The following is a 15,471-nucleotide window of genomic DNA, read 5'->3' as shown; positions in this document are numbered from 1 at the left end:
GGGTGGCCCCAATGTGGGCGGGTGGGGGGTGCGGGAGGGTGTGCGGCATGAATTCGATCGATCCCGGCGCGCAGATCGGGCATGTCCACCTGAAGGTGGCTGACCTGGACCGCGCCCTTGCCTTCTATCGCGACGTGCTCGGCTTCGGCGTCACCGGCCGCATCGGTGATCAGCTGGCGTTTCTGGCCGCGGGTGGGTATCACCATCACATCGGGCTGAACACGCTGGAGAGCGCCGGCGGCCAAGCGCCCTCGCCCGGCACCACCGGCCTCTACCACGCCGCGATCCGCTACCCGACCCGTGAGGCGCTCGCCAAGGCGCTCAGGCAGGTTCGAGACAGCGGCTATCCCGTCAGCCACGGGTCGGATCACGGTGCTTCGGAATCCGTCTATCTCGCCGACCCCGACGGGAACGGGCTCGAGCTCTACTGGGATCGACCGGTGGACGAGTGGCCACGCACCCCCGACGGCGCGCTCGCCCTCGTGAACTTCCCGCTCGACCTCGACGCGCTGCTGGCGGCGTTCAGCCGATGACGCGCTCGGCCTCGTCGGCCGCGCGCGAGATCAGGTCGGCGACCTCGGCGGAGGACTGGCGCCAGCGGCCGAGCACGTAGGCGGCGACGATGTCCGGGTCGGTCGAGTCCGGCCGCCCGACGCCGATCCGCACGCGGTGGAACTCGGCCGAGCCGAGCTCGCGCTTGAGGGACTTCAGCCCGTTGTGGCCGGCCAGACCGCCGCCCAGCCGTGCCCGGATGTCCCCGAACGGCAGGTCGATCTCGTCATGCAGCACGAGCACGTGGTCGAGCTCGAGCTTGAACGACCCACGCGCGGGGCCGGCGGAGCGGCCGGCCTCGTTCATGTAGGTCTGCGGCTTCAGGACCGCAACGCGGGGGCCGCCAGGACGAGTCCGTCCTTCGCTCAGCTCACCCGCGAACTTCTTCTTCGGCTTGGGCAGATCCCAGCGCCGGGACAGCTCCTCCGCGACCTTGAAGCCGACGTTGTGCGGCGTCTCGACGTAGCCGGGCCCGGGGTTACCGAGCCCGACGATCAGCCAGTCGACCGGTGTGGAGGAGAAGACCTTCAGGACTCGTCGGAGGAGGCCTCGGTGGACTCGCCACCGTCGGCGTCGCCCTCGGCCGCGTCGCCCTCGGCCGCCGCGCCGGCCTCACCCACGAGCGCCGTCTCGGTCTCGATCTCGTCCTCGACGGGCTCGAGCGTCGGCGGGGTGATCGTGGCGATCACGGTCTCGAGGTCGTCGAGCAGCGTGATGCCGGCCGGCACCGTGACCGCGGACAGCGTGAGCGTGTCGTTGATCTGCATCGCCGACACGTCGTGCGTGATCGTGTCCGGGATGTCGCCGGGCAGCGCCTCGATGTTGACCTCGCGCGTCTCCTGGGAGAGCACGCCGCCCTCGGAGACACCGGGGGTCTCATCCGCGCCGACGAGCTCGAGCACGACCGTGGTGTGGATCGTCTCGTTCATGTTCACCCGGACGAGGTCCAGGTGCATGATCTCGCCTCGCACCGGGTGGCGCTGGAGATCCTTGACGATCACCGGCGAGGGCTTGCCCCCGTCGATGCTGATGTCGAGGATCGCGCCCGAACGCGCAAGGGTGTTGCGCAGGATCCGCGCGTCGACGGAGAAGTGCGACGGTTCAGCGTCGCCGCCGTAGATGACGCCGGGCACCTCGCCCGTGCGGCGGAGCCGACGGGCGGTACGCGAACCTTCAGGATCGCGGGCGTTGAGGGAGAGCTTCGTGGATTCAGCCATGATCTAGGAGGCCGTCGCGGGCAGGGGTTCTCGACGCGACAGCGGCCGAGCATGGTAGCGAACCTGGGTTATGGACAGCGGCCGGGATGGGTATTCACTCTCCAATGTCCTCCGACGCGGAGCTGCTCGTGATCTTCGGTGTCCTCCACCTCGTGGCCCTCGTTCTTGGCGGCGCACTCTTCCTGATGTTCCTTCGCTCCGACGGCGCGTCGTCGCGGTCCCCGGACGACGAGGACGACTCCAGCGGAGGCGGCAACGATCGCGTGGGCGACAAGCCGAAGACCTCGCCCTCCGGAGGCATCCCGCTGCCGTTCGCGGTCCAGTCCGACCGCCGGCTGCGCTCCGGCCACGACAAGCTCGCCGATCCCGGCCGGCGCCGGGTGCGGACGCGCAAGCCACTCGAGCCCGCGCGCCCGTCGCGCCGCCGGATTACTTCTTCGTAGCCGGGATGAACTGCTGGGTCGTCGTGTAGGCGCGCTGCACGTCGGTCCAGGCGGGCTTGCGCACGCCGTCGTACGTGATCAGGCCCTTCTGATGGATCGGCTGCGTGGGGCGCGGGTTGCCGCCGTCCCACCCGGGCCGGACCCAGAACTCGTTCAGCGCCCAGTAGATCGCGCCGCTGAGCCAGGGCTTGGAGCCGATGACGCCGAGCTGGTAGTTGATCCAGTCCGACTGGAAGGCCCACGTGCCCTTCTCCTCGACCGGGCCGTCGCGGTTTGCCTCCGCGCCGAACTCGGTGATCATCAGCGCCTGTTTCTGGTAGCAGGCACGGGCGGCGTCGAGGTAGCCGGAAAGCTTGGTGCGATCGAAGATCTGCCCGCTCGGGCCCGGATACCAGCCGAAGTAGTCGTTGAGCCCCAGCACGTCCAGCGACGTGTACTCCGCCGCCTGGCAGAGCGAGCTCGGGTACGCCGCGACGGCGAGGCCGACCGGGCGCGTCGGGTCCATCTGCTTGGCGAACTTGACCGCCGCGTTGATGTAGGCGACCTGGATCGGGCCAGGCTGCGATGAGAGCTCGTTGCCGATCGACCAGAGCATCACCGACGGGTGGTTCTCGTTGGCGTTGATGTTCTTTGAGAGCTCCTCGACGGCCAGCCTCCGGACCGCGGGTTCCTTGAGGACCTCGGTCTTGACGCTGTAGACCGGGATCTCGGACCAGATCAGCAGCCCGAGCTTGTCCGCCAGCTCGTGCGTGTACGGGTGCAGCGGGTAGTGCGTGCGCAGGACGGTCGCGCCGAGCTCCTTGGCGTCGTGCACCAGCTGGTCGCGGCGGGCGTTGTCGATCGCGAAGCCCTGGGCCTTGGAGTCCTCGTGCAGGCCGACGCCGCGGACGTTGAGGAACTGCCCGTTGAGGACCAAGCGGCCGTTGACGACCTTGATCGAGCGGATCCCGCTGTGCAGCGAGTAGCCGGCGACCTTCTTGCCGCCCACGCGGACGGTGAAGCTGACGTCATAGAGCTGCGGGTCGCTCGGCGACCACAGGCGCGGCTTGTCGATGTGTAGCGTGTCGGAGAACTCCACGATCCCGTTCGCCGGGACCGTCTTGGTGCCGAGGTCGAGCTTGTCGTTGCCGTACTTGCCCGTGATCGTCGCCCGCTCGCCGCTCTTGGTGACGTTCTTGAGATTGATCTTCGCCTGCACGCTCGCCGGGCAGGTCGCGCAGTCGATCACCGGCCTGACCAGCACCTTCTGGAAGTCCATCGTGTCGAGCTTGCGCAGGTAGACCTCGCGCTGGATGCCCGAGTAGTTCCACCAGCCGCCGGTCGGCACGCCGTCGGTGTTCAGGCCCGCGGGCGGGAAGTCGGTGATCTTGCGGCGCGAGTCCACGCGGACCACGAGGCGGTTCGTGCCCTTGCGCTTGAGCGCCTTGGCGACCATCTCGAACGGGATGTAGGCGCCGGTGTTCTTCCCCAGCGGCGTGCCGTTGAGCCAGACCTCGGCGCGGTAGTTGACCGATTCGAAGCGGAACGCCCAAGCCAGCGAGGCGTCGGCACTCGGGAGCTCGAAGTCCTTGCGGTACCAGCCGATCCCGCCCGCCATCGACTCATTGGACGGGTCGCCGAGGTTCCAGACGTTGGGCACGGTGACCTTGTTCCAGCCGCTTGAGGACGTCTGGCGCATGAAGCGCTGCTTGACGCCCTGGTCCTCGTTGTCGAGGCGGAACAGCCACTCGCCGTCGAGCAGGTAGCGGCCCTCAGGACCGTCCTGGTACAGCGCCTTCTCGGTGGGCTTGTCGGCGGCGTGCGCGGCTTGCGGGGCGAAAAGCAGCAGCGCGAATACAGGCAGGAGGAAACGCAGGCGGGGCCTCATCACGGCCAATCTCAACACGGGCCCCGGCGGATAGTTCCGCTCAGGTCGGACAACTCGCTTCGCGGCCGATGGGCGCGGAGATCGAGAGCAGCTCGACATTGGCGCCGGAGAGCGGACCGTCGCGCCGCACCCGCACGCATTGGACGACCGGGTAGCCGTTGGCTCCCGCCCGCCAGGCGACCCGGCCCGTACCGACCGCGTCGGTGAGCGGCAGCTGCACGCTCGGCTGGTACTGGAGGATCTCGACGTCGCCGGGCCGCTTGAGCTTGGCCACGAACGCGTCGGTCGCGGCCACGCAGGCGGGCTCCTTCGCGCACGCCGGGGTGCGTTGCAGCACCGCCTTGGCGTCGCCGCGTGCTTGCGCCTCCGCGATCTCCTGCACCTTGCTGCGCTCCGTCCCGGTCGCCGACAACGCGCGAGCGAGCATCAGCGAGATGCCGAGGAAGACGAAGACGCCGAACCCGACGACGATCAGGACTTGGGTCCGCCGCATGCGGCGCCCAAGTTATCCCGTCTGATGAAAATCGTCCCCTGAGAGTTCGAGGAACCGCTGCACCGAGGCCTCCTGGCGGCCGAGCTGCTCGGCGAGCTCGTGCGCCCGCTCGGACGCGAACTGGAAGAAGTCCTCCAGGCAGCGCTCCGGGTCATCCGGGAGCGGATAGACGCGCGCCACGTCCTGCTGACCGACGGCGATCCCCATCGGCGGCCGGCCCGCGGCGAGCGGCCGGGCGCTGCATACGGCGGTGACGACGATCTGCTTCTCGGGTGAGATGAGCGCGGTGGGCAGGAGCCGGTGGGCGGGCAGGCGGACGTCGAGCCTGAGCCGGCGGTCGACGCGGATGTGGTCTCCGACGAGGTCCTCGAACGGCTCGCGCCAGAGGTCGAGCACGGTGTCGGCGCCGATCAGCGCGTCGCGCAGCGCGCCGGCCTGCTCGGCGAAGAGGTGCTCGGCCTCTTCGCGGTCCTCGGCGGCGGCGAGGTCGAGATCGAGGGGGACCCGCATCAGCTCGTCCTTGCCGACGGCGTCGCCGGCGCCGCGCCCGCCGTGGGCGACGTAGGTCTGGATCGTCCCGAGATCCTTGCGGCCGTGGAAGACCACGGTCAGTGCCTCCGAGAGGCTCAAGGGCGTGACGCGCAGGGCAACCGAGGCCGCGGCCTCGGCGTCGATGAGCGCTCGCTTGAGCAGGTCGTCTGCGTGGTCTCCAGTCATGGCGTGCTTCCTGACTGCATTGTCGGCTCTTGTAACCAACATCATTACCGCCTGACGGTCCGAATACGCCACCGCCGATTGGACAGTCCGCCCAAACGGGTATCTTCGGCGTCCGTGAAGCTCCTCTACAAGCCGTTCGGGCTCATCCTCGGCATCCTCGCCGGCCTCGTCGGCAAGCGAGCCTTCGACTTCGCCTGGACCAAGCTCGACAATGCGGAACCGCCGAAGGGCACGACCGAGGTGGCCCCCTGGGGCAAGGTCCTCGGCGCGGCGGCGCTCCAGGGCGTGATCTTCAAGGTCACGCGGGTGGCGATCGACCGCTACGGCGCGATCGGCTGGCGCTATCTCACCGGTACGTGGCCCGGCGAGAAACGTCCTAAGCCCGACGACGAATGATTTGCGACCCTCGCCCTGCGGGCTCGGGTCGCAGGGGGAACTCGCCTAGCGGCTCGTTCCCCCGCGCCTCCGGATAACAAAGCCCTCTTCGCGATAGACGCCCAGCGCGTCCTCGAAGCCCCCGAAGTCCTGTTGCAAGAGCCGTTGCAGCGGACTGGGTGAGCCGGCGCGCATCCACGCCCGCGGCGGCGGGTTGTCCTCGAGCAGTTGCAGCAGGATCAGGATCTCCGGGCGCAGGTCCTCCTCGCCCGTGATCACCGCGATCGGGTCCGAGCCGAGGATCTGCAGCAGCTCGTCGTCCTCCAGGCCCAGCAGGGATTGGAGGCGTGCGGCGCTCAGAACAGCTGGTTCTCGCCGCCGAAGACCTCGGCGACGGAGTCGTCGGTGAAGATGCGGCGGATCGAGTCCGTCAGCAGGTCGGCGACGGACAACACCGTGATGTTGTCCGGTGCGCCCTCGCGAAGCGGGATCGTGTCCGTGGTCACGATGCGCTCGAAGGGGCTCGCCGCGAGGTTCTCGAAAGCGTTGCCGGAGAGCACCGCGTGGGTGGCGGCGGCGTAGACGCGCTTGGCGCCCTCGTCCTTGACCGTCTCGCCCGCGGCGCGCAGGGTGCCGGCGGTGTCGACGATGTCGTCGACGATCACGGCGGTCTTGTCCTTGACGTCGCCGATGACGTAGGCGATCTCGGCGACCTGCTGAGCGGGGCGCTCCTTGTTGAGGATCGCCAGCTCGGCCCCGACCTTCTCGGCGAACTTCTTGGCCAGCTTCACGCGGCCCGCGTCCGGCGAGACGACGACCAGGTCCTCGAGCTGCTGGTCGTTGAAGAACTGCGTGAGGATGAACATCGCGGTCATGTGGTCCACGGGCTTGGAGAAGAAGCCCTGCACCTGGCCGGCGTGGAGGTCCATCGTGAGCACGCGATCCGCGCCCGCCGCCTCGAGCATGTGCGCCACGAGACGCGAGGAGATCGGCTCACGCGGGGCGGACTTCTTGTCCTGGCGCGAGTAGCCGAACCACGGGGTCACCGCGATCACCCGGTGCGCCGACGCGCCAACTGCCGCGTCGATCATGATCAGCAGCTCCATCAGCGCGTCGTTGGCCGTGATGCCGGTGGCCGGGTTGCCGCACGTGGGCTGGACGATGAAGACGTCAGCGCCTCGGATCGACTCCTCGTAACGGCAATAGACCTCGCCGTTGGAGAACGTCTTGAGGGTGACTCCGCCGAGCTCGAGGCCCAGCTTGTTGGCGATCTTCGCGGCCAGCTCGGGATTCGAGCGACCCGCGAAGAGCATCAGGCGCTTGTCATAGCCGCTGAGCGGCAGTGACGTGGCCGATGAGGTTCGAGGCGACAGGGCACTCACGGCGTGAGGGAGTGTACGGCGGGTTGCGGTCGTCAAGGCTTTCGCCGTTCCGCATAGTCCGCGATGTTCGTCTGGCGAGCGCGGGCCATGCCGAGCGCGTTGGCGGGGACGTCCTCGGTGATCACACTACCCGCTCCGGTGTATGCGCCATCGCCGACTTCGACCGGAGCGACGAACGCGGTGTCCACGCTGGTCTTGACATTGGACCCGATCTTAGTGCGGTGTTTTTTGCGCCCGTCGTAGTTCGCGGTGATGTTGCCCGCGCCGATGTTCGTGTTCTCGCCGACGTCCGCGTCGCCGATGTAGGAGAGGTGCGGGACCTTCGTCCCGCGGCCGATCGTCGAGTTCTTGATCTCCACGAACGCGCCGGCCTTGGCGCCGGAGTGCAGGTGCGCGTCAGGCCGCAGGTAGGCGAACGGGCCGATCGTCCCGAAGTCGTCCACCCGGGCCGAGACCAGGTAGGAGTGCGGGACGCTGACGCCGTCGCCGAGCGTGACGTCGGTCAACGTCGTCTGCGGGCCGATCACGCAGTCCTCGCCGATCGTCGTGTTGCCGCGGATCGACGTGCCCGGTTCGATCACGGTGTCCCGGCCGATCTCCACACCGGCGTCGATGTGGGCGGAGCCGGGATCGACGATCGTCACGCCGTTGCGGGCGTGGGCGTCGTTGATGCGCTGCTGCGCCAGCCGGCGGACGGTCGCGAGCTCGACCCGGTCGTTGACGCCGAGCGTGATGGTCGCATCGGCGACGACGTGGGCGGCGATCGTCTTGCCCGCCTCGCGCAGCTTCGGGAGCGTGTCCGGCAGGTAGAGCTCGCCCTGCGCGTTGTCGGAGTCGATCTCCTCCAGCGCCGCGAGCAGGTCGGCGCCCTTGAAGGCATAGACGCCGGTGTTGACCTCGCGGATCGCGAGCTGCTCGGGGGTCGCGTCCCCGCCCGCCTTGGCCTCCACGACCGCCTCGACGTTGCCCTGCGTGTCGCGCAGGACACGGCCGTACTCGGCGGGATCGTCGAGCTCCATCGTCGCCATCGTCGCGGCGGCGCCGCTGTCCTCATGGGCCTCGACGAGCGCGTTGATCGCGTCGGCCGTGATCAGCGGGACGTCGCCGTTGATGACGACCACGGTGACGTCTGAGTCGATGTGCTCGCTCGCCGCCGCGACCGCTCCCCCGGTCCCGTTCGGTACGGGCTGGACGGCCAGCTCGACGCCGTCGGGCAGCCGGTCCTCGAGCCGGCGCTTCGGGTTGTCGACCACGACGACCTTCCCGGCGCCCGCCTCCCGCGCGGCTTCGACGGGCCAGAGGATCAGCGGGCGACCGCAGAGCGGGTGCAGGACCTTCGGCAGAGCGGAACGCATGCGCGTTCCCTCGCCGGCGGCGATGATGACGACCGTGGGCGCGGACACCGCTCGCATCGTAGTATCGGACCACGGGCGGCCGTCCCGGCTGGACACTCGTCCGATCTGGTGGGGAGTGGTGTAAAGGCAGCACAACGGACTTTGACTCCGTTAGTTCTGGTTCGAATCCAGGCTCCCCAGTTGGGCGCACGTGAGTGCGGAGCTGACAGTTTTCGTCGATTCGCCCAGATACCGCCTAGGCTGGCGAATCCATGCGCATTCGCTCGTTCGCCGCCGCCGCGGTCGCGGCTTGTCTCGTGCCCGTAAGCCCGGCGTTCGCGGGCGATCCCACCATGCCGCTGTCGCAGGTTCAGGCCGGAATGCAGTGCACCGGCCGGTCGGTGATCCAGGGCACGACGATCTCCACGTTCGACGTCACGGTGCTGGACGTCGCGTCGGGTGAGGCGGCGGGGATCGGGAACATCCTGATCCAGGTCTCCGGGCCGGCGGTCGACGACACCGGGATCGGGCCGGGCTTCTCAGGCTCGCCGATCTACTGCCCGGACGCGGACGGCGTGCAGCGGGTGATCGGCGCGATCTCGCAGTCGGTCAACGAGTACGGCGGGAAGATCGCGCTGGCGACCTCGATCGACGCGATCCTCGGCACCCCTGTGGACGTGCCGAGCCGGCCGGCGTCGGCGCGGATGAAGGCCGCGATTTCGCGGGCCAAGCCGATCGCGTCGCCGCTCTCGGTGAGCGGGCTCGACGCGGGGCTGGCGAATGCGCTGACGACGGCGGCGGCCAAGGCCGGGCGGCCGGTCCTGGCGGTGCCCGCAGGCCCGCTCGGGACGTTCCCGGTGCAGACGCTGCAACCGGGCTCCGCCGTCGCGGTCGGATACTCCAACGGCGACGTCCGCACGAGCGCCACCGGCACCGTCGCCTATGTCGACGGCGACCGGATCTGGCTCTTCGGCCACGAGCTCGAGGGCAACGGCAGGCGCGCGCTGCTGCTCCAGGACGCCTACGTCTACAAGATCATCAACAACCCGCTGCAGATCGGGGCGATCGCCTCGACCTACAAGCTGGCCGCCTCCGGGCACGACCTCGGCACCGTCACCAACGACGGCTTCAGCGCGGTCGCGGGGCGCCTCGGCGTGCTCCCGCACACCGTGCCGATCAACGTGATCGCCCGCGACGAGGACGCCAACACGACCAACGTCGTCAACACCAACGCCGCCGATGAAGCGGCGGTCGATCTGCCCAGCGGCGGGTCGTGGACGTCGGCGATCGCGCCGCTCGCCGTCGCGCAGGCCGCCAGCAGCGTGATCGGCAGCGTCCCAGGGCGCATGACCGGCGACATGTGCGCGCGGATCACGGTCGCGGAGATCTCCAAGCCGCTGCGCTTCTGCAACCGCTACGTCTCCTCCAGCGGCGGTCAGAGCGACGATGGCGGCTCGTCGAACGCGGTCCTCACCGGCGCCGCGAACGACCTCGGCTCGGCGCTCGGGTCGATCGACGCCTTCACGGGCAAGCCGCCGCGCGTGACGGGCGTCAACGTCCTGCTCAAGCTCCACCGCGGGGCCGATCAGGCGTTCATCGACGACATCACGCTGCCCGCCCGCGCCCGCCGCGGCGCGAAGGTGAAGGTCAAGGTCGCCCTGCAGGTCGTGCGCGGCGCCAAGCTCACCCGCACCTACACGATGCGGATCCCGCGTGACGCCAAGACCGGCCGCCAGACCCTGCGCCTCGTGGGTCAGGACGCCGACCAGGGCGCCGACGCCTTCACGACGATCATCCTCGGCGACGACAGCAGCGACCAGAACGAAGGCGGCGATCCGGGCCCGTCCTCGCTCGACGCCCTCGCCGACGAGGTCAAGGCGACCCACCGCTTCGACGGCGTCACGGTCCGCATCGGCCGCGTCCGCGGCGAAGCCTTCCGCGACGCCGACTACCGGATCTCGGGCCAGGGCGACGCGAGTATCCGCATCACGCGCTAGTCAGTCGGAGGCCGTGAACCGGTAGACGATGCCCGGCGGCGTCTGCTCGGACGCCGCCGCGGCCGGCACGGCGGCACGCAGGACGGAGCCGAAGGCGTCGGCCGACGCGGCCATCATGTCGACCAGCGTGGAGACCGGGGTCGCCTCGTCCTGGACACCGTTGGCGTAGTCGGTGAGGAAACCCAAGAGCGCGTACGGGAGTTCGGCCTCACCGCACAGCACCGTCTCCGGACCGGCGGTCTGGGACACGGCGGTGACGCCGGCCGCCGCCAGCGAACGGATCTCGGCCGCGGTGTTGAAGCGCGGGCCGTCGACGTGGCCGTAGCAGCCGCCGTCGACGACCGGGACGCCCGCCTCCGCCCCGCCCGCCAGCAGCGCCGCGCGAAGCGTTGCCGAGAACGGGCGCTCATAGATCCAGTGGCCCCGCTCGCGCGCACCAGGCTCCGTGAAGAACGTGCAGAGCGAGCCGTCGGGCAGCCGGTTCGAGAGGAAGTGCAGGTCGTCGAAGCAGACCAGCGAGCCGAGCTCGAGCGACGGATCGACGGCGCCGCACACCGTCACGGCGAGCACCGCGGTGGCGCCCTCGGACTTCAGCGCCGCAATGTTCGCGCGGTGGGTGACGTGGTTGGAGAGCCGCGGGTGGCCCGGGTTGTGCCGCGAGATGTGGAGCACGTCGGCGCCCGCCCACGTCCCCCGCGAGACGAGCGCCTCGCCCCACGGCGTGTACACCGGCAGCGGCCCTGTGCTCTCCAATCCGGGCAGGGCGTAGGTGCCCGACCCGGTCAAGATTCCGATCGCCATTGGCGCGGCACGATATAGGTTGACCCTGTGTTCGCCGCCCTGATCGACATCCCGGCGAACGTGGGCTACACGCTGGTCTTCGTCCTGATCGCGATCGAGACGATGGGGATCCCGGTCCCGGCGGAGACGGCGCTGATCGGCGCTGCGCTGCTCGCCCACCGCGGGCAGATGGACATCGGCACGCTGACGATCCTCGCCGCCACCGCGGCGATCCTCGGCGACAACGTCGGCTTCGCGATCGGCCGCCACTTCGGGCGCCGGGTGTTCGTGCACCCTGGCCCGCTGCTCAAGCACCGCCTCAGGGTGCTCGAGCTCGGCGAGCCCTTCTTCGAACGACACGGGCCGAAGGCGGTCTTCCTCGGCCGCTGGGTCGCGGGGCTGCGGATCGCCTCGGCGTGGCTGGCGGGGATGAACAAGATGCCGTGGCCGACGTTCCTGTTCTGGAACGCGCTCGGCGGCATCACCTGGGCGGCGAGCATCGCGCTCTCGATCTACTTCCTCGGCGATCTCGCCGAGCACGCGATCGAGGTCGTAGGCCCGATCAGCGCGGGGATCGTCGTCGCCGCGCTGGTCGCGTTCTGGGTCTACCGGCGCCGCCGCAAGGCGGTCGAGGCGCGGACGACCAACTCCGGCACCGACGGCGAGTAGTCCGGAGCCGGTTCGCCCGCGATCGCAGCCAGCAGCGCGGTCGCGGCCGCCGCGCCGAACTCGGCGTAGTCGACGCGCACGGAGGTCAGCGCCGGTGACGCGTAGCGCGCCAGCGTGGAGTCGTCGAAGCCGATCACCGAGAGGTCGCCGGGAATCGCCACGCCGAGCGAGCGCGCGGCGAGGTAGAGCTCGACCGCCAGCGCGTCGCTCGAGCAGATCACGGCGGTCGGCTCCTCCTGCAGGACGGTCAGCGCCGCGGCGGGCGCGTCGAAGACGACGTGTCCCAGCGGCCCGGGCGCGAGGCCGGCCTCCAGCAGCGCCGAGCGCCACGCGACCTCGCGCACCCGCTGGTGCTCGAACTCCGGCCGGCCGCAGAGGAACCCGATCCGTTCGTGCCCGAGCTCGGCGAGGTGCGCGACGGCGGGCGCGATGCCCTCGTCATGCCGCGTCTCCAGCCACGGGAACGGCGCGCGCCCGACCGGGCGCCCGGCCAGGACCACCGGGATCCCGGCGCCCGAGAGCAGCGCGAAGCGCGGATCGCCCGCCTCGACGTCGGTCAGCAGGAATCCGTCCACCCGTCCGGCCGCCGCGAGCCGCTCGTAGGCCGGCAGCGCCGCGGACGCCTCGCCCGGCACGATCTGCAGCAGCAGGGCGTAGTCGGCGGCGGTCAGCACCTCCTCGATCCCCGCCAGGAAGCGCAGGAAGAACGTGTCGCCCTCGAGTTGTGCCGCCGAGCGCGCCAGGACGAGCCCGATCGCCCGTGTGCGGGCCTCCGTCAGCGCTCGCGCCGACGCCGACGGCTGCCAGCCCAGGTCGCGCGCCGCCGCAAGAATCCGTGCACGGGTCACCGATGAGACGCCCGGCCGGTCGTTGACGGCGAACGACACCGCGGCCGCCGAAACACCGGCGCGTCGGGCGACATCGGCGATCGTGGGACGGCGTCGCGGGGTATCTGGCGGGGGGGACGACATTCGGGTGACTTGTCCGACCGGTTACCCATACGAGCTTCTGCGTACCCTGAGCGGCGAAATCTCGCTTCAGCGAGGGATTCGGGGAGGAAGCATGCGGGGCAAGCAACTGGTCGCGCTGGGCGTGGCGCTGGCGTTCATGCCGGCCACCGCCCACGCCGCGGAGCAGGTCACGGTCAACAAGCGTCTCAAGGACCGGCGGGAGGTCGCGGCCGGCACGCGGGCGTACTCGGTCGGCTTCGAGGACGGCCGCTTCTACGCCAACGGCTGGCACATCACGGGCGAGATGGGCGGGATCTGGGCGCCGCCACTCAAGCTTGCCGACGGCATCTGGTTCGGGCTCGACGACGACTGGGTCGGGCCGGCCACGAAGTTCACGTCGGGCCGCGGCTACGTCCGGTACTCGTATCCGGCGATGGACGGCCTGCTGATGCAGCGCACCGACTTCGTCCCGGACGGCCGCCGCGCCGTGCTCTACGGCTTCGAGCTCGCCAACCCGACCAGCGCGGCCAAGACGGTCACGGTCAAGGTCGACGTGCACTCCGAGCTGCTCGGCGCCTACCCCTGGTCCTCGACCACGCCGGGCGCGGCGGGCAACCTCGCCGACGTCGCCGCGTACGAGAACGGCGGGCTGACGTTCACGGATCGCGGCACGCCGGCCGGCGGCGAGGCACACGACTACACGGCGCTCGTCGCCTCCACCCGCGTGCCCGATGCCGGGGAGACCGGGCCCGACCACCGCGGCCCGCAGCCCGGCGCGATCTGCAAGGACGGCGACGAGTCCGTCCCGAGCGTCTGTGACGACGGCCCGTTCGGCAAGGGCGCGGGCGGCCAGCTGCGCTACAAGCTGACGCTCGGCTCGCGCACCGCCCAGACGGTCTGGGTCGCGGTCGCCGGCTCCGATCAGGGCGTCGCCGCCGCGCGCAAGGAGCTGGCCGCGGCGCTCGTCGATCCCGACGCGCAGCTGGCGGCCAAGATCGCTGAGCGCGACACGCTCGCCGCGCGCTCGGTGGTCGACCTCCCCGGCAACCGCAAGCTCCAGGAGGCGCTGGACTGGGGCAAGCAGAACCTCGCCGACCTCACGCAGACCGCGACGAACCTGAAGATCCGCTTCGTCGACCAGGGCAAGGCGTTCCCCGCCCCGGTGCACAACGTCAAACGCGCGACGTTCATCGGCGCAGGCTTCCCGGACTACCCGTGGCTCTTCGCCACCGACGGCGAGTACACGGCGTTCCCCGCCGTCGCACTCGGGCAGTTCGAGGCGATCAAGAACCACCTGTCCGCCCTGCGCGAGGTCTCCGACGACCTCAACGCCAACTCCGGCAAGGTCGCGCACGAGATCGTCACCGACGGCTCGGTCTACTTCGGCGCCAACACCGACCCGGGCAACACGGACGAGTCGGTCAAGTTCCCGTCCGCGGTCGCCCTGGTGTGGCGCTGGACGGGCGACGACCGCTTCCGCGACCGGCTGTATGACTTCTCGCGGCGCACGTTGCGCTACGTCACCGGCAAGCTCGACGCCGACAAGGACGGCTGGCCCGAGGGCCTGGGCAACGTCGAGCGCACCGGCATGGGTGAGGAGAAGCTCGACAACGCGGTCTACCTGATCCGCGGCCTCTACGACTTCGCCGACATGGCCCGCGACAAGAAGGACAAGACCAACGAGAAGTGGGCGACCGACCTCGCGAACAAGCTGCGCGCGAAGTTCGAGGACACCTGGTGGGACGAGGAGGCCACGCAGTACGCCGACTCGCTCAAGGGCGACCAGCAGGTCGAACAGCAGCACTGGATCGGGGTCACCCCGATGGAGGCCGAGCTGACGCTCAAGAGCGGCGCGGCCCCCGGCCTCGCGGACGCCGAGAACGCCGCCACCGCGCTCGACCAGCGCGCGGAGGACTGCTTCAGCGGCACCGACCCGCTGAACCTCGGCCTCTTCCACACCGGCTGCGAGGGCGGCCCGGACGGCAAGGGTGAGCAGATCGTCTACTCGCTCACGTCGTCGATCGCGGCGGTCGGCAACGGCAACTACGGCCGTCTGGGCGACGAGGAGCAGCGGCGCTACACGGACGCGAACGCGCTGCCGATGCTCGAGCCCGACGAGATGCCCGGCGCGCTGCCGGAGATCCTCCCGTCACCCGGCCAGGACGCCAACATCGACCGCTGCTGGACCTGCCGCTCGATGTTCATGCAGGCCTGGGGGCAGTACGGGATCGCCTGGCCGGTGATCCATCAGCAGCTCGGTGTGCGCCCGTCACTCGGGACCGGCAAGCTCGAACTGCTGCCGCAGGTCCCCGACGGCCAGACCCGGGTCGCGGGCAAGGAAATCCGGCTCGGCGACGGCAAGGCCGCGGTCGAGGCGCAGCACAAGGGCAGCCGCTACACGACGACCACGACGGTGGACGCGATCAAGGGCCTGACCGACCTGCGGGTGGGTGCGACGCTCGCCTCGGGCGAGGAGGCCAAGACGGTCACTTTGGACGGCGCCAAGGTGAAGAAGCCGACCGTCCGCGAGACCAACCGCGGCGTCGAGGTGAGCGTCAAGACGCCGGTCAGCGGCAAGCACGTGGTGGTCGTGACGGCGGGCTGAGGGTTTCCACTGGTCCTCCCGGGGTACGTCGACCGCTGTCGCGCGATCTCGGGAGGACGCTATGCGATGGAGGAGAACGCTCACTCTGGG

16 protein-coding genes and 1 tRNA gene are annotated in these 15,471 nt (G+C 69.9%); 7 read left to right on the top strand and 10 right to left on the bottom strand.

Going from position 1 to position 15,471, the window contains the following annotated elements; genetic code table 11:
* Positions 1–47: 47 nt before the first annotated feature.
* Complete coding sequence (locus OM076_RS23930) at positions 48–533, top strand: VOC family protein (protein WP_270042607.1); 486 nt, start codon at positions 48–50, stop codon at positions 531–533.
* On the opposite strand, the gene pth is transcribed toward OM076_RS23930, so the two are convergent.
* Together pth and OM076_RS23920 are read right to left on the bottom strand one after the other, a co-directional pair.
* Positions 523–1,047: an aminoacyl-tRNA hydrolase gene (pth, locus tag OM076_RS23925; RefSeq protein ID WP_270042678.1), complete on the bottom strand. Its 525-nt coding sequence runs from the start codon at positions 1,045–1,047 to the stop codon at positions 523–525. The genes OM076_RS23930 and pth overlap by 11 nt on opposite strands.
* A gap of 32 nt (positions 1,048–1,079) precedes the next feature.
* Positions 1,080–1,769: a 50S ribosomal protein L25 gene (locus tag OM076_RS23920; protein ID WP_270042606.1), complete on the bottom strand. Its 690-nt coding sequence runs from the start codon at positions 1,767–1,769 to the stop codon at positions 1,080–1,082.
* A 104-nt stretch (positions 1,770–1,873) separates the two neighbouring features.
* On the opposite strand from OM076_RS23920, the gene OM076_RS23915 reads away from it, so the two are divergent.
* Positions 1,874–2,212, top strand: a complete 339-nt coding sequence (locus OM076_RS23915; RefSeq protein ID WP_270042605.1) for a hypothetical protein — start codon at positions 1,874–1,876, stop codon at positions 2,210–2,212.
* Here the strand turns inward: OM076_RS23915 and OM076_RS23910 are convergent.
* The 3 genes from OM076_RS23910 to OM076_RS23900 are packed head-to-tail and all read right to left on the bottom strand — an operon-like array spanning position 2,199 to position 5,289.
* On the bottom strand, positions 2,199–4,079 hold the full coding sequence (locus OM076_RS23910) for a glycoside hydrolase family 2 protein (protein ID WP_270042604.1): 1,881 nt from the start codon (positions 4,077–4,079) through the stop codon (positions 2,199–2,201). The genes OM076_RS23915 and OM076_RS23910 overlap by 14 nt on opposite strands.
* A gap of 40 nt (positions 4,080–4,119) precedes the next feature.
* Positions 4,120–4,572, bottom strand: a complete 453-nt coding sequence (locus OM076_RS23905; RefSeq protein WP_270042603.1) for a hypothetical protein — start codon at positions 4,570–4,572, stop codon at positions 4,120–4,122.
* A 12-nt stretch (positions 4,573–4,584) separates the two neighbouring features.
* The gene (locus OM076_RS23900; RefSeq protein ID WP_270042602.1) at positions 4,585–5,289 is read right to left on the bottom strand and encodes a hypothetical protein; all 705 of its coding nucleotides are present in this window, start codon (positions 5,287–5,289) and stop codon (positions 4,585–4,587) included.
* Between the two features lie 114 nt (positions 5,290–5,403).
* Here OM076_RS23900 and OM076_RS23895 point away from each other — a divergent pair, with 114 nt between their 5' ends.
* Complete coding sequence (locus OM076_RS23895) at positions 5,404–5,685, top strand: DUF4235 domain-containing protein (RefSeq protein ID WP_270042601.1); 282 nt, start codon at positions 5,404–5,406, stop codon at positions 5,683–5,685.
* 45 nt (positions 5,686–5,730) lie between these two features.
* On the opposite strand, the gene OM076_RS23890 is transcribed toward OM076_RS23895, so the two are convergent.
* The 3 genes from OM076_RS23890 to glmU all read right to left on the bottom strand — a co-directional run bounded on the left by OM076_RS23890 (position 5,731) and on the right by glmU (position 8,458).
* Positions 5,731–5,943, bottom strand: a complete 213-nt coding sequence (locus OM076_RS23890; RefSeq protein ID WP_270042600.1) for a hypothetical protein — start codon at positions 5,941–5,943, stop codon at positions 5,731–5,733.
* 77 nt (positions 5,944–6,020) lie between these two features.
* Positions 6,021–6,977: a ribose-phosphate diphosphokinase gene (locus OM076_RS23885; RefSeq protein WP_272598364.1), complete on the bottom strand. Its 957-nt coding sequence runs from the start codon at positions 6,975–6,977 to the stop codon at positions 6,021–6,023.
* Positions 6,978–7,078: 101 nt separating this feature from the next.
* A complete protein-coding gene (gene glmU, locus OM076_RS23880; protein WP_272598349.1) occupies positions 7,079–8,458 on the bottom strand; it encodes a bifunctional UDP-N-acetylglucosamine diphosphorylase/glucosamine-1-phosphate N-acetyltransferase GlmU in 1,380 nt (459 codons plus the stop codon).
* A gap of 52 nt (positions 8,459–8,510) precedes the next feature.
* Between glmU and OM076_RS23875 the strand changes: the two genes are divergently transcribed.
* Both OM076_RS23875 and OM076_RS23870 read left to right on the top strand, forming a co-directional pair.
* A tRNA-Gln gene (locus tag OM076_RS23875) sits at positions 8,511–8,581 on the top strand.
* A gap of 71 nt (positions 8,582–8,652) precedes the next feature.
* Positions 8,653–10,377 carry a hypothetical protein gene (locus tag OM076_RS23870; protein ID WP_270042597.1) on the top strand — a complete coding sequence of 575 codons (1,725 nt, stop codon included), beginning with the start codon at positions 8,653–8,655 and terminating at the stop codon, positions 10,375–10,377.
* Here OM076_RS23870 and OM076_RS23865 read toward each other — a convergent pair whose 3' ends face one another.
* Positions 10,378–11,178 (bottom strand): MTAP family purine nucleoside phosphorylase, encoded by an 801-nt coding sequence (locus OM076_RS23865; protein ID WP_270042596.1) that lies wholly within the window; start codon positions 11,176–11,178, stop codon positions 10,378–10,380. It lies immediately after the preceding gene.
* 27 nt (positions 11,179–11,205) lie between these two features.
* Between OM076_RS23865 and OM076_RS23860 the strand changes: the two genes are divergently transcribed.
* Positions 11,206–11,826, top strand: a complete 621-nt coding sequence (locus OM076_RS23860; RefSeq protein ID WP_270042595.1) for a DedA family protein — start codon at positions 11,206–11,208, stop codon at positions 11,824–11,826.
* Here the strand turns inward: OM076_RS23860 and OM076_RS23855 are convergent.
* Positions 11,763–12,713 carry a LacI family DNA-binding transcriptional regulator gene (locus OM076_RS23855; protein WP_372518073.1) on the bottom strand — a complete coding sequence of 317 codons (951 nt, stop codon included), beginning with the start codon at positions 12,711–12,713 and terminating at the stop codon, positions 11,763–11,765. The two genes, OM076_RS23860 and OM076_RS23855, sit on opposite strands and share 64 nt — an antisense overlap.
* 175 nt (positions 12,714–12,888) lie before the next feature.
* Here OM076_RS23855 and OM076_RS23850 point away from each other — a divergent pair, with 175 nt between their 5' ends.
* A complete protein-coding gene (locus OM076_RS23850; RefSeq protein WP_270042593.1) occupies positions 12,889–15,381 on the top strand; it encodes a glucosidase family protein in 2,493 nt (830 codons plus the stop codon).
* Positions 15,382–15,471 lie beyond the last annotated feature (90 nt).

Source organism: Solirubrobacter ginsenosidimutans, from assembly GCF_027587205.1.
The sequence above is the reverse complement of the archived record's forward strand: the minus strand, read 5'-3'. Positions and strand labels throughout refer to the sequence as shown.

Excerpts from the sequence above, each read along its gene's own strand:
- OM076_RS23930 (WP_270042607.1), top strand. The coding sequence starts at position 48 with ATGAATTCGATCGATCCCGGCGCGCAGATCGGGCATGTCCACCTGAAG.
- OM076_RS23920 (WP_270042606.1), bottom strand. The coding sequence starts at position 1,769 with ATGGCTGAATCCACGAAGCTCTCCCTCAACGCCCGCGATCCTGAAGGT.
- OM076_RS23915 (WP_270042605.1), top strand. The coding sequence starts at position 1,874 with ATGTCCTCCGACGCGGAGCTGCTCGTGATCTTCGGTGTCCTCCACCTC.
- OM076_RS23910 (WP_270042604.1), bottom strand. The coding sequence starts at position 4,079 with ATGAGGCCCCGCCTGCGTTTCCTCCTGCCTGTATTCGCGCTGCTGCTT.
- OM076_RS23905 (WP_270042603.1), bottom strand. The coding sequence starts at position 4,572 with ATGCGGCGGACCCAAGTCCTGATCGTCGTCGGGTTCGGCGTCTTCGTC.
- OM076_RS23900 (WP_270042602.1), bottom strand. The coding sequence starts at position 5,289 with ATGACTGGAGACCACGCAGACGACCTGCTCAAGCGAGCGCTCATCGAC.
- OM076_RS23885 (WP_272598364.1), bottom strand. The coding sequence starts at position 6,977 with ATGCTCTTCGCGGGTCGCTCGAATCCCGAGCTGGCCGCGAAGATCGCC.
- glmU (WP_272598349.1), bottom strand. The coding sequence starts at position 8,458 with ATGCGAGCGGTGTCCGCGCCCACGGTCGTCATCATCGCCGCCGGCGAG.
- OM076_RS23870 (WP_270042597.1), top strand. The coding sequence starts at position 8,653 with ATGCGCATTCGCTCGTTCGCCGCCGCCGCGGTCGCGGCTTGTCTCGTG.
- OM076_RS23865 (WP_270042596.1), bottom strand. The coding sequence starts at position 11,178 with ATGGCGATCGGAATCTTGACCGGGTCGGGCACCTACGCCCTGCCCGGA.
- OM076_RS23850 (WP_270042593.1), top strand. The coding sequence starts at position 12,889 with ATGCGGGGCAAGCAACTGGTCGCGCTGGGCGTGGCGCTGGCGTTCATG.